We start from the raw sequence: 25645 nt of genomic DNA on the forward strand, positions 1-25645 counted from the left end.
ACACCGCGAAACGGCGAAAGGGCACGGCGAAGACGCCGATGCCGCGTGCTCCCATTTGTGGCCGGGTAACCTTATCGAAGGGTTAACCCGGCGGCGTTTTCGCGGTCTCGTCGATCAGTCGAAAGCGGAGCAGCAGAGTGCGTTGCAGCCAGAAGAAGTTGTCGTCGGAGACGAGCGTCACCAGCGTCGAACCGTCCGGCGCGGTGTCGATCGCGAGGCCTTCCATGTTGTCGATCTCGTCTCCGGCCTCCGACTGCCAGACGAGGGTCGGCTCGATCGTCCGGCCGGCCGCGAGGTCGCTCGCGGCGACGCGGACGAGCCGGCTCCCGAAGGCACCGACGAAGGAGAGCCGCCGTTCCAGCACCAGGAGATCGCCGGAGGGGAGGAAGGCCGCATCGGTGACGGCATAACCGTCGCGGGTCTGGAGATGGAAGCGGCCGGCACCGCGACCGCCGACGATCCAGCCGGGATTGGCGCTCGTGCCGCTCTCGGCGGTTTCGGCGATCGCGATCAGCGCACCGGAGGGCGCGTCGGCGAGGGCTTCGAGGCCCTCGTTCGGCGGCAGGCGGCCGATCTCGACCGGTATCGCAACGGGTTGGCCGCGGGCGGCGAGGAGCGCCGTCGGTTCGGCGCCGTCGACGCGATAGGCGAGCACCCGGTGGCGGCGTTCGAAGCCGACGCGGGCCTCGAGGCCGGCCGCGGTGCGGCGCACCGTCAGGCTCTCGGCGTCGCGATTGTGCTTGCCGTGGAAGGGGTGGCCGTTCTCGTCGAGGAGGGGGGCGATGCGGGCGTCGGCAAGCGCGATCGGCCGGCCGGTCGTGTCGGTCTCGAGCCGGGCGGCGAACCAGATGCCTTCGTCACCGATGGCGAGGAGGCGACGGCCGCCGTCGAAGGTTCGGAGACCGGAGAGGCCGCCAAAGGCCTTGTCGCGGCTCGACAGCACCAGCCCGCCGACGAACTCGAGCCCGCCGAAGCGCCTGCGCGTCGGTTCCGACGGGTGGAAGGCGGCGATCGGCTTCGTCTCGACGACCAGCGGGCGCGGCGCCTCGAAGGCGGCTTCGACGTTGGCGCCGTGCGGCACGACGAGGGGGACGCAGGCCACCGCCAGCGCGAGCACGCCGGCGGTCGCGAGGCCGATGCTGATGCGGTTCATCGGCGCCCGGCGACCTTGCGCCCGCGTGGCGCGCGATCGTCGCGGGCGTTCTCGTCGAACAGGGAGGCGAGTTGGTCGGTCATGGCTCCGGCCAGTTCCTCGGCATCGACGATGGTCACGGCGCGACGGTAGTAGCGGGTGACGTCGTGGCCGATGCCGATGGCGATCAGCTCCACCGGCGAGCGCGTCTCGATGTCGTCGATGACGCGGCGCAGGTGGCGTTCGAGGTAGTTGCCGGGGTTGACCGAGAGAGTCGAGTCGTCGACCGGCGCACCGTCGGAGATCATCATCAGAATGCGGCGGCTCTCGGGCCGGGCGATCAGGCGATCGTGGGCCCAGGCCAGCGCCTCGCCGTCGATGTTCTCCTTGAGGAGCCCCTCGCGCATCATCAGGCCGAGGTTGCGCCGCGACCGCCGCCAGGGGGCGTCCGCCGCCTTGTAGACGATGTGGCGCAGGTCGTTGAGGCGACCGGGGGTCGGCGGCTTGCCGGCCGCGAGCCAGCTCTCGCGCGACTGGCCGCCCTTCCACGCCCGCGTCGTGAAGCCGAGGATCTCGACCTTGACGCCGCAGCGCTCGAGCGTGCGGGCGAGAATGTCGACGCAGGTCGCCGCGACCGTGATCGGCCGGCCGCGCATCGAGCCGGAATTGTCGATCAGCAGGGTGACGATCGTGTCGCGGAAGTCGGTGTCGCGCTCGCGCTTGAAGGAGAGCGGCGCCATCGGGTCGATGACGACGCGGACGAGGCGGGCGGTGTCGAGCACGCCCTCCTCGAGGTCGAACATCCACGAACGGTTCTGCTGCGCCATCAACTTGCGCTGGAGACGGTTGGCGAGGCGGGCGACGGCGCCCTGCAGCGGCGCGAGCTGCTTGTCGAGATGGGCGCGCAGGCGCTCGAGCTCGGGGATCTCGCAGAGATCCTCGGCGTGGACCACCTCGTCGAAGCGTTGCGTGTAGACCTTGTAGTCGTCGAGCGGCTTGGCGGGGATCGGGTTTTCCGGCCGACTGGCCTCGGAGGAGGCCTCGGTCTCGGAGCCGTCGTCGTCGGTCGTTTCGTCGGTGTAGCCGTCGGCGGCCTGTTCCTCGCCCTCTTCCTGGTCTTCGCCGGCGCTCTCCGACGCCGAGGCCTCGGAGCGGTCGGAGCCGTCCTGCATCTCGGGGTCGCCGGCCTGCTCGTCGTTGTCGCCCTGGGCCTCGTCGCCGCCTTCGTTCTCCTCGTCGGGCTCGGGATCGTCGCCGAGTTCCTCGGCGAGTTCGAGGGCGGAGAGGATGTCGCGGACGACATGGGCGAAGGCGCGCTGGTCCTCGATCGTGCCTTCCAGCCGGTCGAGGGCTTCCATCGCCTTCTGCTCGATCTGCGGCCGCCACAGGTCGACGGCGTGGGCGGCGGAGGGCGGCGGCGCGTCGCCGGTCAGGCGTTCGCGCACCAGGAGGGCGAGGGCATCGGCGATCGGCGCCTCGGAGACGTCATGGGCTTCCGCCAGATGGGCCTTGGCGTATTTCGCCTCGAGCATGGCGGAGAGGTTCTTGCGCACGCCCTCCATGCGGCGGGCGCCGACCGCCTCGCAGCGGGCCTGTTCGACCGCTTCCCACACCGCGCGGGCGTCGACGCCCTCGGGCATGAAGCTGCGGTGGACGTTGGCGTCATGGACGGCGAGGCGCAGCGCCATGCTGTCGGCCTGGCCGCGCAGGATGCGCGCCTCCTCGCGGGTGAGCTTACGGGTGGGTTCGGGCAGGCGGACGGTGTGGCCGGTCAGCACCGCGCGATCGGAGCCGAAGGCGACCTCGAGATCCGGCACGCGCGAAATCGCCCTGACGCAGGCGGTGAGCGCCTGCTTGAAGGGTTCGTTCGGCGGCGGGGACTTGTCCTTGGGGGGCATCGAACGGCTCGGGATGGAACGTCAGAGCGAACGGCCGTCGAAACGGCGCACGGGCAGAGCTTCGAAGTCGACGCCCTCGAGGCAGCGGACGTTGATCGCCACCATCTCCTTGCCGTCGGGACGGATGCCGCGGCCGAAAGATTCGGTGCCGCAGTCGGTGCAGAAGAGATGATGGATCCGCTTCGAGCCGAACTGATAGTCCTTCAGCTTGTCCGCGCCCGAGAGGAGCCGGAAATCCGAAGTGGAGGCAAAGGCCAGGAGCGAACCGCGCTTGGTGCAGATCGAGCAGTTGCACGACACCACGCCTTCGATCGCCATGTCGACCTCGAAGGCGACGTTGCCGCAATGGCAACCGCCACGATGCGTGATGCGTTCCGCCATGGTCCGCTCCCTCAGCTCAGCACGACGTTGACGGCGCTCTCCGGCAGTTCCCGGCCGAAGCAGCGCTGATAGAATTCGGCGACCTTCGGCCGCTCGGTCTCGTCGCACTTGTTGAGGAAGGTCACGCGCAGCGCGAAGCCCAGATCGCCGAAGATCTCGGCGTTCTCGGCCCAGGTGATGACGGTACGCGGGCTCATCACGGTGGAGAGCTCGCCGCCGACGAAGGCGTTGCGGGTGAGGTCGGCGACGCGGACCATCTTGGAGACGATGTCGCGGCCTTCGGTGTTGTCGCGGTAGTGCTTCGCCTTGGACAGGACGATGCCGACTTCCTCGTCGTGCGGCAGATAGTTCAGCGAGGTGACGATCGACCAGCGGTCCATCTGCGCCTGATTGATCTGCTGGGTGCCGTGGTAGAGGCCCGAGGTGTCGCCGAGGCCGATCGTGTTCGCCGTGGCGAAGAGACGGAAGGCGGGATGCGGCTTGATCACCCGGTTCTGGTCGAGCAGCGTCAGGCGGCCGGCGCTCTCCAGCACGCGCTGGATCACGAACATCACGTCCGGGCGGCCGGCGTCGTATTCGTCGAACACCAGCGCGACGTTGTTCTGGTAGGCCCAGGGCAGGATGCCGTCGCGGAATTCCGTCACCTGCATGCCGTCGCGCACCACGATGGCGTCCTTGCCGATCAGGTCGATGCGGGAGATGTGGCTGTCGAGGTTGACGCGGACGCAGGGCCAGTTGAGGCGGGCGGCGACCTGCTCGATGTGGGTCGACTTGCCGGTGCCGTGGAAGCCGGTGACCATCACGCGGCGGTTCTTGGCGAAGCCGGCGAGAATGGCGAGCGTCGTGTCGCGATCGAACAGATAGTCGGCGTCGAGCTCGGGAACGTATTCGTTCGCCTCGCGGTATGCCGGTACCGTGAGATTGCTCTCGAAGCCGAAGGTGTCGCGGACGGAGACGGTGGTGTCGGGCAGGCCGGCGGGCTTCACGGATTCGCTCATCATTCCTCCGTCCCGGGGCAAGGCCGGCCGAGGGCGCGGAGAGCCGCACCCGTGTCGCCGCCTCGGGAAGTCGTTGCGTTCGGGATGGCACTCTAGCCGGGCGGGCGCGGCTGTACCAGCCTCGAGGCGCGGGGCAGGTCAGTCGTTTTTCGGATGTTCGGGAAGGCAGCGAAGGGCAGGGTCGCGCCGGCGGCGGTTGTCGAGCGGCGCGCGGCATCCTATCGCGAGATCCCGCCGCCGGCCGACGGCGGCGGGATCTCGGACAGGACGTCGTCGCATGGAACGCATCGATCGCATCGCCAAGCTCTTCACCCGGCTGTTTCCGCTGTGGGTGGTGCTGTGTGCCGCCACGGCCTATCTCGCGCCGGGCACCTTCAAGGGGGCCGCGCCCGCCATTCCGTGGCTGCTCGGCCTGGTGATGCTCGGCATGGGCCTGACGATGGGCCTCGAGGACTTCGCCCTCGTCCTCAAGCGGCCGAAGGACGTGATCGCCGGCGTGCTGCTGCGCTACGCCATCATGCCGGCCGTCGCCTTCGCCGTGGCGAAGCTGCTGGCGTTGCCGCCGTCGCTCGCCGCCGGCCTGATCCTGGTCGGCGCCTGCCCGAGCGGCACGGCGTCGAACGTCATGACCTTCATCGCCGAGGGCGACACCGCGCTGTCGGTGACGGTGTCGAGCTTCAACACCATCCTGGCGCCGATCGTCACGCCCTTCGTCTTCCTGATGCTCGCCGGCACGATGATCCCGATCGACGCCGGCGCGCTGCTCTACGACATCGTCAAGGTGGTGCTGGCGCCGATCGCCCTCGGCATGGCGCTCAACATGCTGGCGGGCGACGTCCTGAAGCGGGTGATCCGCTTCGTGCCGCTGGTCTCGGTCGTGGCGATCATCCTGATCATCGCCATCGTCGTGGCGCTCTCCGCCGCCAAGCTCGCGACCGTCGCGGTGATCGCCTTCGCCGCCGTCGCCCTGCACAACGGGCTAGGCCTGGCGCTCGGCTACGGCGCCTCGCGCGGCGTCGGCATGGACCATCGCAAGGCCAAGGCGATCGCCTTCGAGATCGGTATGGAGAACTCCGGCCTCGCGGTCGCTCTGGCGATCGCCCATCTCGACCCGGTCGCCGCCATCCCCGGCGCGATCTTCTCGGTCTGGCACAACTTCACCGGCTCGCTGCTCGCCGGCTGGTGGGGCGGACGCGTCCGCAAGGAGGGGCAAGCCGACGAGGCGGCCGAGGCGCAGGCGGCCTGATCTGCCCGATCGGCGACGGTCGCCCTCGGGCGGCCGTCAGCACAGGCCGGCGGTGCGCAGCAGCTTGTGGGCGTGGATGATCTCTTGCAGGCGGCCTTCCTGCGAACGGTCGCCGCCGTTGGCGTCCGGATGGTGACGCTTCAGGAGGTCCTTGTAGCGGGCGCGGATGTCCTCGGCGCTCGCGGTCTCGTCGAGACCCAGCGTCTCCAGCGCCTTCTTCTCCAGCGGCCTGGCGCGGCGCACCGGCGCCTTGCGGGCCTGCTGCTGGGCGCGGAAGCGGGCGAACTGGATGCGCGGATCGCCCGAGCGGCGCGTCCAGGTCCGAGGGATCTCAAAATCCTCGGCGCGGGCGGGGCGCTCGCGTGAATCGGGGTTCGAGCCCATGTTCCAGGTCGGCCGATGGCCGGTGCGGGCTTCCTCGACATAGTCGGTGACGGCTTCTTCCGGCATGCCGGAGAAGTAGTTGTAGGACTTGTTGTAGAGGCGGACGTGGTCGAGGCAGAAGCGGTGATATTCGCCGTCGTGGCCGCGGCCCTTGGGGGCGCGATGGGTCGCGGCGCCGTCGCAGCCTTCCCATTCGCAGGGCGGCAGCGTGCGGCGCGCGACCATTTCGGGGTCGGGCTTGATCCGGATGTGCTCGAAGAGGTCGAAATCCAAGGGCATCGGTCGATATTGAGGGTTCGAGGGCGACGCATCAAGATCGTCGCGCGAAAGCGTGATCGGTCGGGCGTTTCGACCGGTTCCGATCCGACGCCCTCGTGGTTAAGATTTCCTTGACGAAACAGCCATCCGGAGACCGCCTTGTCCTACCGTTCCCGCATGACCGAGAAGCTCGCCGCCGCGTTCCAGCCGACCCGGCTCGAGGTGATCGACGAATCCGAGAAGCACCACGGCCACGGCGGTTCGCACGCCGAGGGCGAGACGCATTTCCTGATCCGCATCGCCGCCCCGGCCTTTGCGGGCACGTCTCGGCTGCAGCGTCACCGCATGATCAACGAGGTGGTCAAGGACGAGCTCGCCGAGCGCGTCCATGCCCTGTCGATCGAGGCGGAACCCGCCTGATCAGCGCGCCAGTTCGGTCTCCAGGAAGCCGCGGACCTCGTCCGGCACCACGTCGTCGGCGACGAAGGCTTCGCCGATGCCGCGGGTGAGGATGAAGGTCAGGCGGCCGCGCTTGACCTTCTTGTCCTGATAGATCGCCTGCATCAGCCCGTCGACCGAGCCGACGCCGCCGGGAATGTCGGCGATTCTGGTCGGCAGGCCGACGGCGGCGAGGTGGGCGGCGACGCGGTTCGCGTCGTCGGGCGAGGCGAGGTTGAGGCGGGCGGAGAAGCGATGCGCCAGCACCATGCCGAGCGCCACGCCCTCGCCGTGCACCAGCCGTTCGGCGTCGAAGTCGGTCGCCACCTCGAAGGCATGGCCGAAGGTGTGGCCGAGGTTGAGGAGGGCGCGCAGACCGGTCTCCTTCTCGTCCTGACGGACGACGGCGGCCTTGGCGCGGCAGGAGGCGGCGATGGCGCCGATGCGGGCGGGGCCGCCGGCGAAGATCTCGGCGTGGTTCTGCTCGAGCCAGCCGAAGAACGTCGGATCGTCGATCAGGCCGTATTTCGCCACTTCGGCATAGCCGGCGCGCAGATGGCGCGGGTCGAGCGTGTCGAGCACGGCGGTGTCGGCGAGGACGAGGCTCGGCTGGTGGAAAAGGCCGACGAGGTTCTTGCCGTGGCGGGTGTTGATGCCGGTCTTGCCGCCGACCGAGCTGTCGACTTGCGACAGCAGCGTCGTCGGGATCTGCACGAAGCGCATGCCGCGGCGGACGATGCCGGCGGCGAAGCCGACGAGATCGCCGATCACGCCGCCGCCCAGCGCCACGAGGAGGTCGCCGCGCTCGAGCCGGGCCGACAACACGCCGTCGACGACGCTCTCCAGGATCTCGAAGCTCTTGGAGCTTTCGCCCGGCGTCACCACGATGGTGGTGAAGCCGAGATCGGCCTCGGTCAGGCTCGCGGCGAGCGTCTCGAGATGGTGCTCGGCGACGGTCTCGTCGGTGATCACGGCGAAGCGGCTACCTGGGAAGCGGCGGGCGAGTTCTTCGCCGGCGCGGGCGAGAAGGCCGGGACCGATCAGGATGTCGTAGGCGCGATCGGCGAGATCGACCGGGACGACGGTCGGGGGAAGATCGGTCATGGCGTGGCTCCGGCGGGGGACGCGACGTCGAGGTGGGCGGCGAGCGTGGCGAGGATCTCTTCGGTCATGACGTCCTTGGAGGCCTCGCGCGACTTCACCGTGACGTCGGCGAGCGCATAGACGGGGTAACGTTCGGCGACCAGACGGCGCAGCACGCCCTCCGGGTCGGGGTTCTGCAACAGGGGCCGCGTCGGCTTGTGGCGGATGCGCTGGAAGAGCACGGCCGGATCGGCCTCGATCCACACCGACAGGCCGGCCTCGGCGATGGCGGCGCGGGTCTCGGCGTTCATGAAGGCGCCGCCGCCGGTCGCCAGCACCTGCGGGCCGTCGCGCAGCAGGCGGGCGATCACCTTGCGCTCGCCGTCGCGGAAATGGGCCTCGCCGTGTCTGGAGAAGATCTCGGTGACGCTGAGGGCGGCCGCCTTCTCGATCTCCTGGTCGAGGTCGACGAAGGGCAGGTCGAGACGCGCGGCGACGCGACGGCCGAGCGTCGTCTTGCCCGCACCCATCATGCCGATGAAGACGAGCGAACGGCTGCCGAGGGCTTGCCTGAGGCGATCGAGGGTCGGCGCGTCGACGCGCCGGATGTCGTGGGTCATGGTCTCTTCCCGCGCGGCCGGCCGGGCCGCGACCCCCGTCCTTTGCGGCCAAGACGGGGCCGCCGTCAAGCATCGCGCGCGCGGATCGCCGGTCGAGCGGCAGCCGCGACTTGCGTCGGGGGGCGGCATCGGAGAGGGTCGGGGCGGACGCGCCCGAGGCGCGCCGAGCGATTCGATGCCGGAGAAGACCCCATGCCGGAGATGATGCGATGCCGACGCTGACGCGGATCCTCGTCACGCTCGTCGTGCTCGCCGGGCTCGCGGGGGGCGTGGTCTATGCGCTCGCCACCTTCGTCGAGCCCAAGCCGCGCGAGATGGTGATCAAGGTCCCCCAGGAGCGCATCGGGACGCGCTGAACCGATGGAGCGGCCGATGGGCGCGGGCCTTCTCGTCGAGAGTTTCCTCGAGAGCATGGCGGTGGAGCGCGGCGCCGCGGCGGCGACGCTCGACGGCTACGGCCGCGATCTCGCCGACTGGGTCGGCTTCCTCGCCCGCCGCGGTCAGGGACCGGAGAAGGCGACGCCGGAAGACGTCGCCGCCCATCTCGGCGAACTCGCCGCCCGCGGTTTCGAGGCGACGACGCAGGCCCGCCACCTCTCGGCGATCCGCCAGTTCCACAAGTTCCTCTATGCCGAGGGTATCCGCCCCGACGATCCGACCGGCACGATCGACGCGCCGAAGAAGCGGCAGGCGCTGCCGCGCGTGCTGACCGAAGCCGAGGTCGATCGCCTGATCGAGACGGCGCGGGCCGACGCCGACGACGCGCGCGATCCGCCGCCGACCCCCGCCGAACGGGTGCGCGCGACGCGGCTCCATGCGCTGGTCGAGACGGCCTATGCCACCGGCATGCGCGTCTCCGAGCTCGTGTCGCTGCCGGCGAGCGCGGTGCGTGGCGAAGCCCCCTTCCTGATGATCCGCGGCAAGGGCGACAAGGAACGTCTGGTGCCGCTCTCGGCGCGGGCGAAGGCGGCGCTCTCGGCCCATCTCGTCGCCTGCGGCGCGGCCGGGCGCGGCGGGGGCAAATGGCTCTTCCCGTCGTGGAGCGAGAGCGGCCACGTGACGCGACAGGCCTTCGCGCGCGATCTGAAGGCGCTGGCGATGCGCATCGGCCTGCCGGCGGCGGCGGTGTCGCCGCACGTGCTGCGGCACGCCTTCGCCAGCCACATCCTGGCGCACGGGGCGGATCTGCGCGTCGTCCAGCAGCTGCTCGGCCATGCCGACATCTCGACGACGCAGATCTACACCCACGTCCTCGACGAACGCCTCCGGGCGCTGGTCGAGGACCATCACCCGCTCGCCGGGTCGGACGTTTCGACGCGCGCTTCGCGGGCTTGATCTTTTCGCCGACTGTCGCCAATCTCCGCCGCGCTCCCGGGGTGCCCATGGTCATGGGCTGAGATCGATACCCGTGGAACCTGGCCGGCGGGATGCCGGTGAAGGGAGACGAGCGCCATGTCGACCACGTCTGGAATCCCCACGTCCGCCTCGAAGCTCGAGGCGGTCTCGAACGATCACGCCGCCCGCGTCGCCGCCGATCTGCTCGGCCGGCTGCGTGGCCAGGGCCCTCTCGTCCACAACATCACCAACTATGTCTCGATGGACGTCGCCGCCAACGCGCTGCTGGCGATGGGGGCCTCGCCCGCCATGGTCCATGCGATCGAGGAGGTCGAGGAGTTCGTCGCCTTCTCGAGCGCGTTGGTGATCAACATCGGCACGCTGTCGACGCCGTGGATCGAGGCGATGGTCGCGACCGCGGCCAAGGCCCGCGCGCTCGGCAAGCCCTGGGTGCTCGATCCGGTCGGCGCCGGGGCGACGGGGCTGCGCAACCACGCCGTCGAACGGCTGATGGCGGAGAAGCCGACGCTGGTGCGCGGCAATGCCTCCGAGATCATGGCCGTCGCCGGCATGGCCGGGGCGGGCAAGGGCGTCGACAGCGGCAACTCGACCGACGAGGCGCGCGACGCGGCGATCCGTCTCGCCCGCATCAGCGGTGCGGTCGTCATCGCCACCGGCGCGATCGACTACGTCACCGACGGCCGCCGCGAAGTGGCGCTCTCCGGCGGTGATGCGCTGGCGACGCGGGTGACCGCGACCGGCTGTGCGCTGTCGGCGGCGGTCGCCGCCTTCGCCGGTGTTGCGGAAGACCCCTTCGACGCGGCGATCGCGGCGCTGGCCCTGTGGAACGCGGCGAGCGAGCGGGCGGCCGCGGTCGCCGACGGCGGCCCTGCCACCTTCCGCACCGCCTTCCTCGACACGCTGGCGCGGATCACTCCGGCAGAGGTCGCGGCGGCGACGAAGGTGGCGCCGTGAGCGGGCGGGACTTCGATCGGGCCGCGCTCGCGGTGATGCTCGTGACCGACCCCGACATGGCCGGCGACCGGGCGATCGAGGGGATCGTCGCGGCGGCGGTCAGGGGTGGCGTCACCTCGGTGCAGCTGCGCGAGAAGGCGATCGACACCCGCCGCTTCGTCGAACGGGCACGGAGCCTCTCGGCGGCGCTGGCGGGGGTCGGCGTGCCGCTCTTCGTCAACGACCGGGTCGACGTGGCGCTCGCCGCAGGCATCACCCACGTCCATGTCGGCCAGTCCGACATGCGGCCGGCCGACGTGCGGCGGCTGATGGGCGACGAGGCGGTGATCGGCCTGTCGATCACCCGGGCCGAGGAGCTCGTCGACGAGGATCTGGCCCATGTCGACTACATCGGCGTCGGTCCGGTCTTCCCGACCGGCACCAAGGCCGACGCGGCGCCGGCGCTGGGGCTCGACGGGCTCTCGGCGATCTGGGCGGCGACGCGGCTGCCGATCGTGGCGATCGGCGGGATCGACGCTTCGCGGGCGCAGGCCGTGATCGCATCGGGCGCCGACGGCGTCGCCGTGGTCTCGGCGATCATGGCGGCGGCCGATCCGGAAGCGGCGGCGCGATCGGTCGCGGAGGCCGTGGGGCGCGGCTTCAGCCGGCTGCCCTGACGAGGCTCACGAGGCGGTCGCGGAAGGCCGCCTCGCCCCACGCACCCGAGCCGACGATGCGCCCGATCTCGCGCGACTTCCCGTCGACCAGCAGCGTCGTCGGCAGGCCGACGATGCCCAGCGCGCGGGCGGCGTCGCGGTTGCGGTCGTGGAAGAGCGCCAGATCGCGGATGCCGAGCGCCGAGGTCGTGGCGTCGATCGCCGGCCAGCCGAGACGGTCGAGCGAGACGGCGGCGACGTCGATGCCGTGGGCGGCGATGTCGCGGCGGAAGGCGTCGAGTTCGGGGAATTCGACCCGGCACGAGCCGCACCAGCTCGCCCAGAAATGCACCAGCACCGGCTTCCCCGCGAAGGCATTCGCGGCGATGTCGCGGCCGTCGCGGTCCTGGACGGCGAAGGAAACGGCGCGCGGTTCGACCGCCACGAGATCGCCGGCGCGGGCGGGGCTCGCGAGCAGCGCCAGTCCGCCGGCGAGGAGGGCGCGCCGGGTGATCATGGCGCCCCTCCGCCGAGCGCCACGGCGATCAGGATCGCCAGCACCATCTGGAAACCGGCGGTGGCGCCGAGGTGGGCGTTGAGGGCGCGGCCGATCGGCACGCGGGTCAGGCGCCAGGCGATCAGGGACGCGGGCGCCAGCGCCAGGGCAATCAGCGTCGCGCCGCGCCAGTCGGGCGCGAGGGCGGCGGCGAGCGCCACGGCGCCGATCGTCTCGGCGGCATAGAGCGCCACCGTGCGGCCGGGGCCGAGCAGGATCGCCAGCGTGCGGCGGCCGTTGGCTTCGTCCTCGACGCGGTCGCGGTGGTTGTTGACCGTCAGCACGGCGGCGGCGGGCAGACCGATGGCGACGCCGACCAGCACCGCATGGAACGTGACCATGCGGACCGCCAGCCATTCGATGCCGACCACGGCGGCGACGCCGAAACAGGCGACGACGAAGATCTCGCCGAGCGGCGTGCCGGAAATCGGTCGCGGCCCGCCGGAATAGGCCCAGGCGGCGGCGATCGAGGCGAGGCCGATCAAGAGGATCGGCAGGCCGCCGTACCAGACGGCGACGAGGCCGCAGAGGGCGGCGATCAGGGTCGCGACGATGGCGCCGCGGCGGACCTCCGTCGCCGACATCAGGCCGGAGCCGGTCATGCGGGTGGGACCGAGCCGGCGGGGGCCGTCGAGGCCGCGTTCGCCGTCGGTGGCGTCGTTGGCGAGATTGGTGGCGATCTGGATGGCGAGGGCGGCGACGGTCGCGGCGACGACCGGCATCCAGGCGATCCGCCCGCCTTCCGCATGGGCCTCGGCGAGGGCGACGAGGATGGGGGCGAGCGAGATCGTCAGCGTGCGCGGGCGCACCGCGCGGATCCACAGGCCGAGGCGTCCGGAGGGGGCGAGGGTCAGATCGGACACGATCGGTTCCTTCACGGCAGATCGCCCCGGCGCAGGATCGCCCAGCCGCCGACGGCGGCGAGCGTGCCGAGGAGAAGGGGATAGGCGAAGGACCAGATCATGAAGCCGATACGCCCGAAGATGTCGAAGACGGTGAAGGCGGTCGGACCCAGGAGGACCAACTGCGGATCGAACAACAGCATCGACCCGGTTCGGAAGACCTGCAAGGGGTTCAGCATGGCAATCGCCACGACGCCCTCGACGGGCAGGCGCCCGCGGATCAGCGCGCCGAGCAGCACGAGGTCGAGCGCCAGCACCAGCGCCAGCCACAGGAGGAAGGCGACGGTCTGGGCGGTGTCGACCGAGCGGGCGAAGGCGGAGATGAGGAAGCCGATGCCGACGAAGGCGAAGATCATCGCGAGCAGCAGGCCGACGTCGAAGCCGAGTTCGAGCCAGGGCACCGCGACGCCGCGCGCCACGCCGTAGGCGACGGCGACGGCGAGCGCGCCGACGACGGGGGCGGCGGCGAGCAGGCAGCGGCCGGCGAAGCGGCCGAAGTACCAGGCGCCGATGCCGACCGGCAGGCCGAGCACCCATTCGAAGACGCCGGCCTCGCGGTCGCCGGCGAGCGAACGCACCGTGGTGATCAGGATGAAGATCGGCACGATCGCCATGGTCAGCTGGATGTAGGTGACGAGCGTGCGCGACAGGCCGGTGAAGCCGAGGACGCGGCTCTCCGTGAGACCAAACGTCAGCAGCACGCCGACCAGTGCGAAGAAGACCACGGAGTAGATCGCGAACCAGCGGGCGCGGAAGGCTTCGGCGATCTCGAGCCGGAGCGTGGCGAAGAAGCCGGTGCGGAAGGCGTGCCGGGGCGAGGTTGCAGGCATCTGGCCGGGGGCGGTGTCGGGGGCGCGCATGATGTCTCCTCGGGCTCAGCCGCGGTGTTCGCAGTTCGCCTTGTCGCGGATGGCCGAGACGGCTTCGGCGAAGGCGAGGCGATGTTTCGGGCTCGTGCCGGCGGAATGGGAATAGCCCATCGGCGTGGTGGCGTCGTTGCGGTAGCGCGCCGCGCGGGCATCGACGAAGCGGCCGGGGTCGGCGTCGTCGCTGACCCAGAAGGGGACCTCGGCACGGTCGGCGAGGCCGCTCTCGGAGGTGGCGAGCACGGCGCAGCCGAAGTCGTCGAAGATGCGGGCGCGGCCGATCTCCGGGTCCCAGACCTCGGCGGAGAAGCGTCGGTCGGCGAAGACCATGTGGCAGAACTCGCAGGTGTCGCGGCCCCAGCGGATCGGCCGTGGCGCGGCCTCGACGGGGGCGCAGGCGGAAAGCGGCATGCCCGCGAGCGCGACGCCGCCGATCAGACGCAGCACGTCGCGACGCCGGGCCTGCGCGAAGAGGTCAGCGATCGGCCGCGAGGACATCGGCGACCTCCGCGGTGTCGGTTGCGGCGCGGTGGCCGGCGGTGACGTCTTCCAGCGCGAAGGCCGAGACGAGGCCGGCATGGCGGGCGACGAAGCCGAGGAAGCGCAGGCGATCGGGGCCGGCGATGGTGCCGGTCCAGCGGGCGCCGTCGCGCGCGAGGCCCCAGTCGCCGGCGGCGCGGGCGAAGCTCGGTTCGTCGCGCGCGGTCTCGATCGTCACGGCGAAGGTCGAGCCGAGGCTGCCGGCGTCGGTGACGGTGTCGTCGAGGACGATGCGGCCGCGCTCGAGTTCGACGACGCGGTTGACCAGCGCGGCGATCTCGTCGATGCGGTGCGAGGAGATGATCATCGTCGCCTCCGGCCGCTCGGCGAGGAGGTCGAAGAGGCTGGCGCGGGCCGCCGGGTCGAGGTTGGCGGCGGGCTCGTCGAGGACGAGGAGGCGCGTCGGCCGACCGAGGGCGAGCGCGATGAGGAGCTTCTGCTTCATGCCGCCGGAGAGGCGGACGAAGGGGCGGCGGGCGATCGGCGCGAGGTCGAGGCCCATGCGGGCGGCGACGCGTTCGATGTCCTCGGCGCGGGTCTCGGCGACGTCCGCCACCCAGCGCACCAGCGCGCCGACCGGCATCTCGAGCCGCGGCGCGATCTGCGGCACGAAGCCGACGTGGCGCAGCACCTCGGTGCGGTGGTCGCGCGGCGCGAGCCCGTCGATCGTCACCGTGCCCTGATGGACGTATTCGCCGAGCAGGCAGCGGAACAGCGTCGTCTTGCCGGCGCCGTTGGAGCCGATCAGTGCGATGCGCTGGCCGGCGGGAATGTCGAGATCGATCCCGTCGAGGGTCGTCTGCGATCCGAAGGCCTTGGTGACACCCTTCAGCGAGATCATGGTCGTCCGTCCGTCCGGGCGGGGTCCGCCCACCGCGATCGCGCGCCGGGCCCCTCGGCCTACGCGCGATCCAATCCCGTCAAGCCTCGCTCGGGGCGGCTTCCGGTCGCCTGGTGAGACCGACGATGTCGAACCGCAGGGCGCCCGTCGGGCAGACGTCGATGCACATCGCGCAGCGGGTGCAGTCGGGTCCGACCGGGGTTTCCGTCCGGCGGCCAAAGCCCAGCTTGGTCGCCTCCAGAACATGGGGGACCAGGCAGACGTCGCGGCACTTTCCCTCGTGGAGACAGTGTTCGGCGACATGGAGAATTCTGACCGGAGCGACGGCGCCCGCCATACCATATGTCAAGCCGATCGGGCAGACGTGGCGGCACCAGAAGCGTCGCGACCACAGGACCTCGATCGACAGCAGGAGCAGGATCCAGATCAGGCCGACGGTGGTGCCGTAGGTCATGGCGCGCGACAGGATGCCGACCGGCGAGATCGTCTCGAACAGCGTGTAGCCGGAGAAGAAGGCGAGCGCCGCGAAGACCACGAAGAGGATCGGCCGCAGGCGGCGGTCGAGGGCGTGGTCCTTCACCAGACGCTTCTCGGCGAGCTTCAGATGCAGCTTCTCGGCGATCTCCGAGAGGAGATGGTAGGGGCAGACCCAGGAGCAGAAGGTGCGCCCGCCGACCAGCGCGTAGATCGCCAGCACCGTCGTCACGCCGATCACCAGATTGATGACGACATGGCCGTGGGCGAGCATCAGCTGCAGCGACGAGTTCAAGTCGGCGAAGTGGAAGCCGAAGACGCGGCTGGCGGTCAGCGCGCCTTCGATCAGCTGCAGGTCGGCCCAGTAGGAAGCGACGAACAGGCCGTTGACGACCAGGATCGAGACCCAACGGCGCCAGCGCCAGGTGTTGGAGGTCGGGTGGCCCTCGGCCTTCTCGGCGATCAGGAAGGCCTTGCGGCGCTTGCGCTCGTCGGGCGCCTTCTTGAAGGCGAGGAGGTCGACCATCTCCGGCGTCATGTCCTCGGGAGCCGGCTTTTCCGGCGTCTTGCCGAACATCTGCGCCAGCCCCTCGACGAGGCGGGAGAAGAAACCGTTGCTCATGACCGCTTCCTTTCCGGCTCGCGGCCGACCGGGGTCGGGGTGACGGCGATGGCGACGGGATCGACCGGGCACATCATCTCGCAGACGCCGCAGCCGACGCACGAGGCCTTCACCACCGGGGTGCGGCGGCGGTCGGCGGGGTCGGCCGGGTTCAGGGGCTCGAGCGCGATCGCGCCTTCGATCGGGCAGGTGGTGACGCAGAGATCGCAGATCTCGAGATCGTAGGGGTGGCCGGCGATCGGTTGGGCCTTCCAGCGGTCGATCTCGGCCCAGCGCAGCACGCCGTCGAAACCGGCGCCGCGGGCCGGACCCTTCCAACCCTGGCCCTTGCGCGCGAGACAGGCGTCGGGACGGGCGAGCGCCGCGACGCCCATCTTCACCTGTTCCTTCCTGTCGATCTCGTGCGAGAGCGCGCCGGTCGGGCAGGCGAGGATGCACTGGGTGGCATCGCAGGAGAAGTCGCAGGCCTGATCGCGGGCGGCGATGTAGGGCGTGCCGTTCGACAGGCCCGCGGCGAGGTCGGCGAGCTCGATCGCCTGGATCGGGCAGACCTGGACGCACTGGCCGCACTTGATGCAGGCGGCGAGGAAGGCCTCCTCGTCGAGCGCGCCGGGCGGCCTGAGGAGGGGGCTCGCATGGGCGAAGCGATGCTGTGCGAGGCCGGCGAGCGTGGCGCAGACGACGCCGGTGCCGACCGCCACGGTGCGCAGGAAGCGTCGCCGCTCTTCTCCGCCCTTGGTGAGACGGGATTCGGGTGGGACGCGCGGGGCGGCGGCCGGGCTCGGCTCGGGCCTGTCTTCGTCGCTCATGACTTCTTCTCCGGAGACCGGACGCCGTGGGCGCCGACGCCCGCGGGCAGGTCGACGAGGGGGGCGGCGTCGCGCATGATCAGGCGCGGTTCGATCAGCGAGCCGAGGCGCTCGACGAAGTCGACCAGCTCGAGCGAGGGCGCGGTGCGGAAGAACTGAGCGTCGGGCACGTCCATCCACAGCCGGTCGGCCCAGCTCCACATCTCGTAGGGCGTGTCGCCGGTGCCGTCGCGGTTGCGGTCGAAGCCCTGCCAGTCGTCCCAGTGATTGCCGTTCCAGCGGTTGCGCGCGGCCCCGCCGGTGCCCAGCACCGTCACCGAGACGTGGTTGCCGAGGAAGGCGTTGTGCTCGAACGTGTTGCCCTCCCAGTCGGAATGGAAGGCGATGCCGGTGCCGTTGTAGGCGATGCGGTTGTCGCGGAAGAGGTTGAAACTGTCGGGGTCGTAGGGCGAGGCATCCATGAAGATGCCGCGCGCATTGGCGAAGAGGTCGTTGGAGATCACCTTCGTGCCCGACGATTCCTTGAAGCCGATGCCGATGCCCGAGGGGCCCTGCGCCCAGTGGACGACGTTGTCGATGACGTCGTTGTCGTTGGCATACATCAGGAAGACGCCGACGGTGTCGGAGAGGAAGCTGTTCTTCTCCACCTTGTTCTCGTGGGCATACATCAGATGGATGCCGTAACGGCTGTCGACGATGCGGTTGCCGGTCAGGCTGTTGTGCTTCGAGTACCAGATCACCGTGTCGCGGACGCCGGTGATGTCGTTGTCCTCGATGCGGTTGCCGTTCGAATACCAGACGCGCACCGAATCGCCGCGCAGCGCCTGCGGCAGGTCCTTCGAGCCGATGCGGTTGCGGCGGATGACGTTGCCGTCGGCCTGTTTCAGCTCGAAGCCGAAGAGGCAGTCCTCGATGACGTTGTCGCGGAAGACGCCGTTGCGGCCGCGCAGCCGGACGGCGCTGTCGGTGGTCTCGTGACGGTCGCCGGAATTGCGCAGGGTGAGGCCGGAGATCAGCACGTCGTTGGCCTCGACCGTCAGGATCGAGCCGATGCCGCCGCCGTCGACGATCGTGCCGCCCTGTGTGCCCTCGATCCGCATGGTCCGGTCGATCCGGCCGGGCGCGGCGTAGATCCCCGCCTCGAGACGGAGCGTGCCGCCGGTCGGCGTCGCGTCGATCAACGGCTGGAGCGCCTTAGCCCCGGCGGGGAACTGCCGGAGGCTCTCCATCTCCTCCTCCGACCGCGGGTCGGGGGCGGGGGGGTGGTGGTCGGCGAAGCCGGCGTCGCGGGTCAGATCGTCGACGCCGCGCATCTCGGCCCAGTGGATCGCGCCCCAGCCGACGAGGACCGTCACCCCGGCCACCGCCACCAGCGTGGCGGCGGAGCGCAGGAGGGTCGCGAGGGGGAAGGTGCGCGCCATGGTCCGCCTCAGTCCTTGACCGCCTCGGGGAGATTGCGGCGCATCAGGGCGGCGACCGCCATGAAGAGTGCCACGGCGCACATCAGGCCGAAGCCGATCGCAGGGTACGAGTGGGTCGAGAACTGCGCCACCTTGCCGTCGCCGAAGACGGTCGGCATGAAGGGCTTCAGCGTGAAGGCGCCCATGGCGTTGAGGCTGTGGCCGTACCACCAGAGCCAGGACGCATATTCGACGATGAAGCCGAGCGGCAGGATCATCGGCACCGCCGGAATGGCGGCGAAGAACACCGAGCGTGGACGGCGGGCGATCCACAGGAAGAGACCCATGGCGACGAGAACGGCGGCGACCGTCACGTGGGTGGCGACGCGCATGATGGCGACGAGGCGGCCGTTCTTCACCGGTTCGTTGAACCAGCGCCCGAGGCTCTCCTCGTAGTGCCAGGCCATGACGTCGATGCCGCGGCTCGACCAGGGCTGCGGTTCGACGCCGAGTTCGACCGGGGCCTTCATGTCGTGGACGGCCTTCAGCACCTCGACGAGCTGCGCCTTGGTGGCGGTGGCGTCGGCCTTGGGGGCGTTGACGTCGACGACGATGCCGCTCTTGGCGAGCGATTCCTTGAGCTGGCGGACGACCGGGTGGAGGTTCTCGTCCTTGGTCTCGTCCTCGGCGCGACCGAGACTGTCGACCAGGCCGGCGACCCAGCTGCGGCCGAGATACTGCACGCCGTTCGCCGAATAGACCGACATCAGCATCCAGGCGGCGACCGCGGCGAAACCGAGCCCCATGACGGCGGTGCGGTTGCGGGTTCCCGGCGTTGCGAAGCCGAGGATCAGCACGCCGATGAAGGCGAAGAGGAAGGGCGACAGGAGCTTCTCGACCGGACCGCCGGAGGCGATCGGGTACATGCCGACGAAATGGTTGATCGTGTCCATCTCGTGCACGCAGTCGAGCGCCTCCTTCTCCACCACCTCGGTCGACTGGCGCAGCGAGCAGCCGTTGGCGACGCGGTCGACGTGGAAGAGGATCTTGACGCCGTCGGGGAAGGTCTGGGCCGGATAGTTCGGCGCCTTCAGCGACACCCACCAGGCGGGCGCGTAGTAGCTGCCGCCGAGCGCCAGAAGCGCGAGCAGCGCCAGGATGCGGAAGAGAACGGCGGGGCGTCCCGAAGCGGCGTTCGGACGGCCGGCGGCCGGGGAGGTTGACGTCATCGGGCGATCTCCTGCCGCCGGGGCGGCTGCGTTCGGCGGGGCGTCGCGACGGCGGCGTCCCCTCGTTGCCGAGAGAGTGGAACCGGCGGCGGCCGGGGTCCTTGAGATTTGCCAAGTCGCCGATGGTTGCGCGGGTGCCATGCACCGCGTGACAAGGCGAGAGCCGCGCGGATCGTCGATCCGGCGGCTCTCGTGGCGTGGCCCATACGGTCGAAGAACCGCGATCACTGGAAGTCGGGATTCTTCCAACCGGCCGGGGCGACGAGTTCCGGTGCCGGCTTCAGCCGCGAGACGTAGTCGAGGACGGCGAGCGTGTCGCGATCCGAGAAGTTCTTGATCTGATCGACCATCTCGGGGTTGGAGTTGCGCCGCTTGCCTTCCTTGATCCAGCGATACTGGCGGACGAGATACTCGTAGTGCTGCGCCTGGATGCGGGGATAGAACTTGGCGGCGTCGCCCTCGCCGTTGGGGCCGTGGCAGCGGACGCAGTTGTCGGCGTAGAGCTTCTTGCCGAGCTCGAGGTCGTCGCCCTTGCCGACGCCGTTGTCGGGATTCATCTTCAGGCCGGCGATGTATTCCGACACGTCGGCGATCGCCTGGGTGCCGCCGATCTCGGAGGGCAGGGCGAAGGGATACATGGTCGGGTTGTCGCGGTGGCCGTCACGGATGTCGGCGAGCTGCTTGATGATGACCGTGCGATGCTGGCCGGCGAGCTGCGGGAAGGTGCCGTCGGTGAGGCCCCAGCCTTCCGGCATGTGGCAGGCCGAGCAGACCTCGTAGACGTCGCGACCGTTCTTCGGGTCGGGCTTCAGCGTGAGGGCCTCCTCGCGCTCGCCGCCCTGGCTCATCCATTCCTTCTTGGCCTTGTTCTCCTCGAACTTCTGCTGGTCGACGGCGGCATTGCCGGCGGCGAAGGCGGCGCCGGCCGCGAACATCGCGCCGAGGGCGAGGGAGAGAGCGAAAGTCTTCTTCATGTCCGGTCTCCGATCGGGCCGTATCGGGGTCTTCACTTCGCCGTCCGGTCGATCTGCGAGAGATAGTCGGCGATGGCGGCGATCTTGGCGTCGTCCAGCTTCTTGGCGAACGGCAGCATCGTCTTGACCTTGCCGTTCTGGCGGACGCCGTCCCTGACTTCCGTCAACTGGAGGACGAGATAGTCGCGTTTCATGCCGCCGATGATCGGATAGGTCGCCAGCGGCTTGAGGCCTTCGGCACCGTGGCAGGTCTGGCAGCCGCCCTTCTGGTAGGCCTCGCGGCCGGCGGCCATGCGGGCCTCGTCGATCGGCGGGTCGAGCGGACGCACCTTCGGCGCCGGCTCCTTGGCGAGATACTCGGCGATCGCCTGACGCTCGGCCGGGTTCACCAGATGCATGATGTCCTTCATGCCCTGGGTGCGCGGATAGCCGCGCGCGTCCGGGCCGGAGAGGCGGGTGCCCTCGGCGATGGCGGTCATCTGTTCCAGCAGGTACCTGGCGTCCTGGCCGGCGAGTTCGGGATAGGTCTGGATCGCCTTGGCACCGCCGCGGCCGTGACAGGCGACGCAGCTCTTGGTGGCGAACAGGGTCTTGCCGTCGGCGGCGGCGGGCTGGGCGGAGGCATTGCCCAGGCCGGCGGCGAGAAGGCCGAGGGCGATGATCGTCGAACGCAGCATGATGCACCTTCGTTTCGGTGTCGGATGATCGGGTTCGCGCGCGGGCGCGCGAGCGGATGTTCCGAGGTGCCCCTTGCCCGGCACCGGAACGAAGAAGGGCGGTCGCCCGCCCCTCCGCTGTTCGGGAATGACGCCGCCCGAGGGGAGGGCGGCGGGGGCACGGGGGATCGCCCCCCGTGCCGTCGCGGCTCAGGCGAGCCTCACTTGGCGACCACCTTGGCGCCGTTCTGCTCGAGGTAGGTCTTGACGCGCAGACCGATGTCGGCGGCCTTGACCTGGTACTGCCACCACTGGTTCGCCCACAGGGTTCCCTGCTGCCAGTCGTCCTTCTTCGCCGCGTCGTCGGTCTTCGACTTGGCGTCCTTGGCGAAGTTGAGCTGGTCGACGGCGTCCTCGACGAGGGCGACGACGGTCGGGAAGTCCTTGTAGTTCGTCGACATGATGTACTTGACGACCGAGTCGATGACCTTCTGGGTCTCGATGTTGGTGTTGTACTGCTTGTCGAAGTCGGCCTTGGTGTAGGTCACCGCGTCCTTGGCCTTGTCCGGCCCGGTGTCGGCGGCGCCCTTCGGCTTGACCATCAGGTAGCCTTCCATCTCCAGATGGAGCGCCGAGCAGAACTCGGTGCAGTAGTAGGAGAAGGCACCCGCGCGATCCGCCTTGAAGGTGACGGACGCGGTCTTGCCGGGCTCGAGGCTGAGGTTGCCGACGTAGGTCGACACCGCGAAGCCGTGGGTCTCGTCCTCGGCACGCTCGGCGTTGGTGATGTGGAAGACGACCTCGTCACCCTCGTTGACTTCGACGATCTCGGGCGTGAAGTGCGAGCGGATGGCGGTGGCGAAGACTTCCACCTTGCCCGGGGTCTTGACGATCTTCTCCGAACCCGGACGGACCGAGAAGGGGCTCGTCTCGCCGGTGCGGCTGTCGGTGCCGTACTTGTAGCGCACGCCCGGCTTCAGCTTGTCGGCCGAGATGGACGCCGCGTAGTGCGGTTCGCCGAGCGGGATCGGCATGTCGTAGAGCAGTTCCATCTTGTCGCCGGAGATGTCGATGAGCTGATGGTTCTGCGGATGCAGCGGGCCGACCGGGTTGAAGCGGTCGATCGCCAGCTTGTTGAGGGCGATCAGGTATTTGCCCGCCGGCGTGGCGCTCTCGCCCTCCATCGCCATGAGATGGCCGATGTTGTAGTGGACCGAGATCTTGTCGAGGACCTTGCCTTCGCAATAGTCGTACTTGGCCACCTGGCTGTCGACGTAGAGCGAGGTGTAGGCGATGCAGGGCTTCGAATCGAACTGCGTGTGCAGCGGGCCGAGGCCGAGCTGAACCTGCTTGTGGACCACCTGCTTCATGTCGATGATCGGGATCCCGTAGGAATCCTTGGAGGCGAACTGCTTGGCGTCGATCGCCGCCTTGATCTTGTCCCACGAATAGACGGTCACGTTGGTGTCGAGCTTGCCACCGACGATGATGAACTTGCCGTCCGGAGTGACGTCGGCGCCGTGCGGCGACTTCGGCTCGGCGATGAGGAAGAGGATGCCCTCTTCGATCGCCGTCTTCATCGGCAGCACGTCGTGGCCGTTGATCTTGCCGGCCTTGCCGGCGGCGACCAGTTCGGCGGCCTTCTTCCAGTTGATGACGTGCAGATAGTCGGCGTCGTTGGCCGAGCAGCCCGCCTCGAACGGCGGCTTGCCGCTCTCGATGCCGCCGACGTAACGCTCGGCGCAGAACGAGTTGGTGAAGGACCAGCCGTCCGAGGGACCCTTGCCGGCGTCCGACAGGTCCTGGGTGTAGGGCGGCAGTTCGATCGAGAAGGACTTGGCCTCGTCGATGCGACCCTTGGCGCGGTCGAACTTCCAATAGGTCATCGCGCCGCGGAACTTGTCGTTGAATTCCGAGAGGGGCGCGTAGCCGCGACCGAGGATGCCCGGATACTGCGCGGCTTCGAGGACGTAGTCGGTGTTCGGCGTGACGAAGGTGCCGCCGTGCTCGGACTGCAGGATCGGGTTGACGACGATCTGCTGGGTCTCGAAGTCGTGCAGGTTGACCACCGCGATGCGCGGGTTGGCCTTGTCGTTGATGAACAGGAACTGGCCGTCCGGCTTGCCGTCGGTCTCCGACAGGCCCGGATGGTGGGTGTCGCCCCAGTTCGGCTGACGGCCGTCGATCTTGCCCTGGTCGAGGACCTTCTTCGACTCGTCGTCATAGCCGTAGCCCTGCCAGGGCTCGGGCGTGAAGACCGAGACGTATTTCAGGATGCGCATCGACGGCACGCCGTAGACGATGATCTGGCCGGACTGACCGCCCGACGAGAAGACCATGAACTCGTCGCGCTTGCCGGTGGGCGTATAGGTCTTGGCGGCGGCCAGAATGTCCTTCTGGCTCAGGCCGCGTCGCTTCATCACGTCGTCGAGGCTGTCGGCGGCCAGGGCTCCGACGGTCGTCAGACCGAGGAGGGAGGCCAGGGCCACGGACGTCTTCAGTATCGATCTCATGATCGCGCTCCTGCTCGGGGACGCGAGCCTTCGGACGACCACCGGCGCGAGGCTCTGCCACGCGACGCTGCGACGCGCTCCGTCCCGGTTCGACGGCACGCGTTCTCCCTTCGCCGACGCGGGGCGCGACGGCAGCGGAACGTCCATTCGGTTCGCGAAACTCTCTGTTTCTCCGCGGGTCGGGGCGCGACCGCCGACGCGGCCGGCGGGTCCGGCTTCGCGGCGTCCGGGCGAGGCGACGGAGATCCGTCTCTCGATTCGACGACCATGGCCGGCGAACCGCGTCCCTTTCCGGAGCAGACCATGTCATGGGGCCGCCCGGCTTCCTTGACGATGGTCAAGCCTCGTCGCGGCATGCACGAATTCGTTCTCCCGCGGGGGCGAACCGCGGGGCGGGAGCAATTTCGGCGAGAAAAACGGGGCCGGGCGGCGGGTGGCGAATCCGCGAGGGCGGCGAGCAGGCAGCCTTCCCTCGCGTTTCGCGTGGCCTCGTCGGCGCGCCTCGTCGTTCCTCCACGAACCGGGCGGAGGCACGGGGACGGCCGGCGGCAGAGCCGCGCCGGAACGGGCGTCAGGGGTGCGGGGGTGCGCGGGGCGCAGGGCCGCGGCGTCTGCGGCGGCGCGGCGTCGTCGGGCGGGCCCGAGACACGGCGCGGACGCGGAAGGCGTGCGGGATCGCGAGCCGTGCGGGGTCGGTCGGCGGCAGCGCCGCCGAGCCGGTGCATAGGCCGAGGTCGCAACAGGCGTGGCAGGGATCGGCGAGGTCGCTCGGATCGGTCGTCGGGGTCGGCGCTCGGGCGAGCGTGCCGCCCATGGCGATGCAGGTCTCGTCGCCGATCGCGGCGGCGAGTGCCTGGGCGCGCAGGCCGGCGACGACGAAGACGACGAGGAAGGCACAGGTCAGCGCATGCGCCCTGCGGCGCAGCGTCGTCAGCCATCCCTTGCCCGTCGGTCGTCCGGTCATCGTGTTCCGTTCCTGCGGACCCCGCGATGGACCGATACAACCCCGCGTCGGTCACTCACGCCTTGACTTCCGACAAGCGGCGGGCGCGGGCTGGCTGGAAACGAAGAGAGCCGCCGGATCGCGAGGGGGCGATCACGGCGGCTCCCGAAGGAGATCCGAGGGGGGGATCTCACTTCTTGGGAAGAGCCGAAGCGTAGCTCTTCAGCGCGTCGGTGGTCCCGAGATCGGCACCGGCCTTCATCTCGTTCATCAGCTTCTCGTAGGCGTCGCGGCCGCCTTCGGGCAGGCGATGGGCGATGCCCTGATGGCAGTCGATGCAGGTCTTGCCTGTGTCGACGGCGAGCTGATGCTGCTTGCCGGCGCGGGTCTCCTGCTTGGTGAAGTCCATGTAGTCGAAGCCGTGGCAGTTGCGGCACTCGCGGCTGTCGGTCTTCTTCATCCGCGCCCATTCGTGCTTGGCGAGCTCGATGCGGCGGTCGACGAACTTCTCCCGCGTCCAGATCGACTGGGTGACGAAGTGGCCCCAGAGCTCCTGCGAGGCCTGGATCTTGCGCACGATCTTGTGCTGCCAGTCCTTCGGCACGTGGCAGTCCGGGCAGGTGGCGCGCACGCCGGAATGGTTCTGGTAGTGCGGCGTGTTCTTGTACTCGGCGTAGACGTTGTCCTTCATCTCGTGACACGAGATGCAGAACTCCTCGCGATTGGTCATCTCGAGGGCCCAGTTGAAGCCGCCCCAGAAGAGCACGCCGACGGCGAATCCGCCGACGAGCAGGAGGCCGAGGGCGATCGAGCCGGACGGCGACCAGAACAGCCGCCACAGGCGCTTGAGGAAGCCGGGGCGTTCGGCGGGTGTGGTGGTCTCAATGGTCATGTCGGTCGCTCCGAACGTCGGATCGGCGGAGGAAGGTGCCTCGAC

Annotated in this window: 27 protein-coding genes; 6 read left to right on the top strand and 21 right to left on the bottom strand. The window is 69.6% G+C overall.

What is annotated here, in order from left to right; all coding sequences use genetic code 11:
• Positions 1-82: 82 nt before the first annotated feature.
• Genes ACT53U_RS16955 through cobS form a run of 4 tightly spaced genes read right to left on the bottom strand, consistent with a single transcriptional unit; the run spans position 83 to position 4412 of the window.
• Entirely contained in the window at positions 83-1153 is a 1071-nt protein-coding gene (locus tag ACT53U_RS16955; RefSeq protein WP_476156977.1) for an esterase-like activity of phytase family protein, read from the bottom strand.
• Entirely contained in the window at positions 1150-3030 is a 1881-nt protein-coding gene (cobT, locus tag ACT53U_RS16960; protein WP_476156978.1) for a cobaltochelatase subunit CobT, read from the bottom strand. The genes ACT53U_RS16955 and cobT overlap by 4 nt, the downstream gene beginning before the upstream one ends.
• A gap of 21 nt (positions 3031-3051) precedes the next feature.
• A complete protein-coding gene (locus ACT53U_RS16965; protein ID WP_476156979.1) occupies positions 3052-3411 on the bottom strand; it encodes a GFA family protein in 360 nt (119 codons plus the stop codon).
• An 11-nt stretch (positions 3412-3422) separates the two neighbouring features.
• Positions 3423-4412 (bottom strand): cobaltochelatase subunit CobS, encoded by a 990-nt coding sequence (cobS, locus tag ACT53U_RS16970; RefSeq protein WP_476156980.1) that lies wholly within the window; start codon positions 4410-4412, stop codon positions 3423-3425.
• A gap of 274 nt (positions 4413-4686) precedes the next feature.
• On the opposite strand from cobS, the gene ACT53U_RS16975 reads away from it, so the two are divergent.
• Complete coding sequence (locus ACT53U_RS16975) at positions 4687-5655, top strand: bile acid:sodium symporter family protein (protein ID WP_476156981.1); 969 nt, start codon at positions 4687-4689, stop codon at positions 5653-5655.
• Between the two features lie 36 nt (positions 5656-5691).
• Here ACT53U_RS16975 and ACT53U_RS16980 read toward each other — a convergent pair whose 3' ends face one another.
• Entirely contained in the window at positions 5692-6318 is a 627-nt protein-coding gene (locus tag ACT53U_RS16980) for a DnaJ domain-containing protein (protein WP_476156982.1), read from the bottom strand.
• 138 nt (positions 6319-6456) lie between these two features.
• On the opposite strand from ACT53U_RS16980, the gene ACT53U_RS16985 reads away from it, so the two are divergent.
• Complete coding sequence (locus tag ACT53U_RS16985) at positions 6457-6717, top strand: BolA family protein (RefSeq protein WP_476156983.1); 261 nt, start codon at positions 6457-6459, stop codon at positions 6715-6717.
• On the opposite strand, the gene aroB is transcribed toward ACT53U_RS16985, so the two are convergent.
• Both aroB and ACT53U_RS16995 read right to left on the bottom strand, forming a co-directional pair.
• The gene (gene aroB, locus ACT53U_RS16990; RefSeq protein ID WP_476156984.1) at positions 6718-7839 is read right to left on the bottom strand and encodes a 3-dehydroquinate synthase; all 1122 of its coding nucleotides are present in this window, start codon (positions 7837-7839) and stop codon (positions 6718-6720) included.
• A complete protein-coding gene (locus tag ACT53U_RS16995; protein WP_476156985.1) occupies positions 7836-8438 on the bottom strand; it encodes a shikimate kinase in 603 nt (200 codons plus the stop codon). Before ACT53U_RS16995 ends, aroB begins: the two co-directional genes overlap by 4 nt.
• 209 nt (positions 8439-8647) lie before the next feature.
• Between ACT53U_RS16995 and ACT53U_RS17000 the strand changes: the two genes are divergently transcribed.
• The 4 genes from ACT53U_RS17000 (at position 8648) to thiE (ending at position 11404) form a co-directional block, all read left to right on the top strand.
• Positions 8648-8794, top strand: a complete 147-nt coding sequence (locus ACT53U_RS17000; protein WP_476156986.1) for a hypothetical protein — start codon at positions 8648-8650, stop codon at positions 8792-8794.
• A gap of 16 nt (positions 8795-8810) precedes the next feature.
• A complete protein-coding gene (locus ACT53U_RS17005) occupies positions 8811-9773 on the top strand; it encodes a site-specific tyrosine recombinase XerD (protein WP_476156987.1) in 963 nt (320 codons plus the stop codon).
• Between the two features lie 117 nt (positions 9774-9890).
• Complete coding sequence (gene thiM, locus ACT53U_RS17010; protein ID WP_476156988.1) at positions 9891-10748, top strand: hydroxyethylthiazole kinase; 858 nt, start codon at positions 9891-9893, stop codon at positions 10746-10748.
• The gene (thiE, locus tag ACT53U_RS17015; RefSeq protein WP_476156989.1) at positions 10745-11404 is read left to right on the top strand and encodes a thiamine phosphate synthase; all 660 of its coding nucleotides are present in this window, start codon (positions 10745-10747) and stop codon (positions 11402-11404) included. The genes thiM and thiE overlap by 4 nt, the downstream gene beginning before the upstream one ends.
• Here thiE and ACT53U_RS17020 read toward each other — a convergent pair.
• The 14 genes from ACT53U_RS17020 to ACT53U_RS17085 form a co-directional block, all read right to left on the bottom strand.
• Positions 11388-11900, bottom strand: a complete 513-nt coding sequence (locus ACT53U_RS17020) for a TlpA disulfide reductase family protein (RefSeq protein ID WP_476156990.1) — start codon at positions 11898-11900, stop codon at positions 11388-11390. The two genes, thiE and ACT53U_RS17020, sit on opposite strands and share 17 nt — an antisense overlap.
• Positions 11897-12802, bottom strand: coding sequence for a 1,4-dihydroxy-2-naphthoate octaprenyltransferase (gene menA / locus ACT53U_RS17025; protein ID WP_476156991.1), 906 nt, complete (start codon positions 12800-12802; stop codon positions 11897-11899). Before menA ends, ACT53U_RS17020 begins: the two co-directional genes overlap by 4 nt.
• An 11-nt stretch (positions 12803-12813) precedes the next feature.
• The gene (locus ACT53U_RS17030; RefSeq protein WP_476156992.1) at positions 12814-13701 is read right to left on the bottom strand and encodes an ABC transporter permease; all 888 of its coding nucleotides are present in this window, start codon (positions 13699-13701) and stop codon (positions 12814-12816) included.
• 15 nt (positions 13702-13716) lie between these two features.
• Entirely contained in the window at positions 13717-14205 is a 489-nt protein-coding gene (locus ACT53U_RS17035; protein WP_476156993.1) for a hypothetical protein, read from the bottom strand.
• Entirely contained in the window at positions 14183-15088 is a 906-nt protein-coding gene (locus ACT53U_RS17040; RefSeq protein WP_476156994.1) for an ABC transporter ATP-binding protein, read from the bottom strand. Before ACT53U_RS17040 ends, ACT53U_RS17035 begins: the two co-directional genes overlap by 23 nt.
• 79 nt (positions 15089-15167) lie before the next feature.
• A complete protein-coding gene (locus ACT53U_RS17045; RefSeq protein ID WP_476156995.1) occupies positions 15168-16184 on the bottom strand; it encodes a NapH/MauN family ferredoxin-type protein in 1017 nt (338 codons plus the stop codon).
• Positions 16181-16993: a 4Fe-4S dicluster domain-containing protein gene (locus ACT53U_RS17050; protein WP_476156996.1), complete on the bottom strand. Its 813-nt coding sequence runs from the start codon at positions 16991-16993 to the stop codon at positions 16181-16183. Before ACT53U_RS17050 ends, ACT53U_RS17045 begins: the two co-directional genes overlap by 4 nt.
• Complete coding sequence (gene nosD, locus ACT53U_RS17055) at positions 16990-18414, bottom strand: nitrous oxide reductase family maturation protein NosD (RefSeq protein WP_476156997.1); 1425 nt, start codon at positions 18412-18414, stop codon at positions 16990-16992. Before nosD ends, ACT53U_RS17050 begins: the two co-directional genes overlap by 4 nt.
• 8 nt (positions 18415-18422) lie before the next feature.
• Positions 18423-19622, bottom strand: a complete 1200-nt coding sequence (locus ACT53U_RS17060; RefSeq protein WP_476156998.1) for a hypothetical protein — start codon at positions 19620-19622, stop codon at positions 18423-18425.
• 224 nt (positions 19623-19846) lie between these two features.
• Positions 19847-20596 carry a c-type cytochrome gene (locus ACT53U_RS17065; protein ID WP_476156999.1) on the bottom strand — a complete coding sequence of 250 codons (750 nt, stop codon included), beginning with the start codon at positions 20594-20596 and terminating at the stop codon, positions 19847-19849.
• Positions 20597-20628: 32 nt separating this feature from the next.
• Positions 20629-21273: a c-type cytochrome gene (locus tag ACT53U_RS17070; RefSeq protein WP_476157000.1), complete on the bottom strand. Its 645-nt coding sequence runs from the start codon at positions 21271-21273 to the stop codon at positions 20629-20631.
• A gap of 200 nt (positions 21274-21473) precedes the next feature.
• Positions 21474-23741, bottom strand: a complete 2268-nt coding sequence (gene nosZ, locus ACT53U_RS17075; protein ID WP_476157001.1) for a Sec-dependent nitrous-oxide reductase — start codon at positions 23739-23741, stop codon at positions 21474-21476.
• 595 nt (positions 23742-24336) lie between these two features.
• Positions 24337-24729 (bottom strand): hypothetical protein, encoded by a 393-nt coding sequence (locus tag ACT53U_RS17080; protein ID WP_476157002.1) that lies wholly within the window; start codon positions 24727-24729, stop codon positions 24337-24339.
• Between the two features lie 169 nt (positions 24730-24898).
• Positions 24899-25600, bottom strand: coding sequence for a NapC/NirT family cytochrome c (locus ACT53U_RS17085; RefSeq protein ID WP_476157003.1), 702 nt, complete (start codon positions 25598-25600; stop codon positions 24899-24901).
• Positions 25601-25645: the final 45 nt, after the last annotated feature.

The organism is Pinisolibacter sp. DMC19 (assembly GCF_056313985.1).

Bases quoted from the DNA above. Each gene is read 5' to 3' on its own strand.
- ACT53U_RS16955 (WP_476156977.1), bottom strand. From the start codon at position 1,153: ATGAACCGCATCAGCATCGGCCTCGCGACCGCCGGCGTGCTCGCGCTG.
- cobT (WP_476156978.1), bottom strand. From the start codon at position 3,030: ATGCCCCCCAAGGACAAGTCCCCGCCGCCGAACGAACCCTTCAAGCAG.
- ACT53U_RS16965 (WP_476156979.1), bottom strand. From the start codon at position 3,411: ATGGCGGAACGCATCACGCATCGTGGCGGTTGCCATTGCGGCAACGTC.
- cobS (WP_476156980.1), bottom strand. From the start codon at position 4,412: ATGATGAGCGAATCCGTGAAGCCCGCCGGCCTGCCCGACACCACCGTC.
- ACT53U_RS16975 (WP_476156981.1), top strand. From the start codon at position 4,687: ATGGAACGCATCGATCGCATCGCCAAGCTCTTCACCCGGCTGTTTCCG.
- ACT53U_RS16980 (WP_476156982.1), bottom strand. From the start codon at position 6,318: ATGCCCTTGGATTTCGACCTCTTCGAGCACATCCGGATCAAGCCCGAC.
- aroB (WP_476156984.1), bottom strand. From the start codon at position 7,839: ATGACCGATCTTCCCCCGACCGTCGTCCCGGTCGATCTCGCCGATCGC.
- ACT53U_RS16995 (WP_476156985.1), bottom strand. From the start codon at position 8,438: ATGACCCACGACATCCGGCGCGTCGACGCGCCGACCCTCGATCGCCTC.
- ACT53U_RS17000 (WP_476156986.1), top strand. From the start codon at position 8,648: ATGCCGACGCTGACGCGGATCCTCGTCACGCTCGTCGTGCTCGCCGGG.
- ACT53U_RS17005 (WP_476156987.1), top strand. From the start codon at position 8,811: ATGGGCGCGGGCCTTCTCGTCGAGAGTTTCCTCGAGAGCATGGCGGTG.
- thiM (WP_476156988.1), top strand. From the start codon at position 9,891: ATGTCGACCACGTCTGGAATCCCCACGTCCGCCTCGAAGCTCGAGGCG.
- ACT53U_RS17020 (WP_476156990.1), bottom strand. From the start codon at position 11,900: ATGATCACCCGGCGCGCCCTCCTCGCCGGCGGACTGGCGCTGCTCGCG.
- ACT53U_RS17030 (WP_476156992.1), bottom strand. From the start codon at position 13,701: ATGCGCGCCCCCGACACCGCCCCCGGCCAGATGCCTGCAACCTCGCCC.
- ACT53U_RS17035 (WP_476156993.1), bottom strand. From the start codon at position 14,205: ATGTCCTCGCGGCCGATCGCTGACCTCTTCGCGCAGGCCCGGCGTCGC.
- ACT53U_RS17040 (WP_476156994.1), bottom strand. From the start codon at position 15,088: ATGATCTCGCTGAAGGGTGTCACCAAGGCCTTCGGATCGCAGACGACC.
- ACT53U_RS17045 (WP_476156995.1), bottom strand. From the start codon at position 16,184: ATGAGCAACGGTTTCTTCTCCCGCCTCGTCGAGGGGCTGGCGCAGATG.
- ACT53U_RS17050 (WP_476156996.1), bottom strand. From the start codon at position 16,993: ATGAGCGACGAAGACAGGCCCGAGCCGAGCCCGGCCGCCGCCCCGCGC.
- nosD (WP_476156997.1), bottom strand. From the start codon at position 18,414: ATGGCGCGCACCTTCCCCCTCGCGACCCTCCTGCGCTCCGCCGCCACG.
- ACT53U_RS17060 (WP_476156998.1), bottom strand. From the start codon at position 19,622: ATGACGTCAACCTCCCCGGCCGCCGGCCGTCCGAACGCCGCTTCGGGA.
- ACT53U_RS17065 (WP_476156999.1), bottom strand. From the start codon at position 20,596: ATGAAGAAGACTTTCGCTCTCTCCCTCGCCCTCGGCGCGATGTTCGCG.
- ACT53U_RS17070 (WP_476157000.1), bottom strand. From the start codon at position 21,273: ATGCTGCGTTCGACGATCATCGCCCTCGGCCTTCTCGCCGCCGGCCTG.
- ACT53U_RS17080 (WP_476157002.1), bottom strand. From the start codon at position 24,729: ATGACCGGACGACCGACGGGCAAGGGATGGCTGACGACGCTGCGCCGC.
- ACT53U_RS17085 (WP_476157003.1), bottom strand. From the start codon at position 25,600: ATGACCATTGAGACCACCACACCCGCCGAACGCCCCGGCTTCCTCAAG.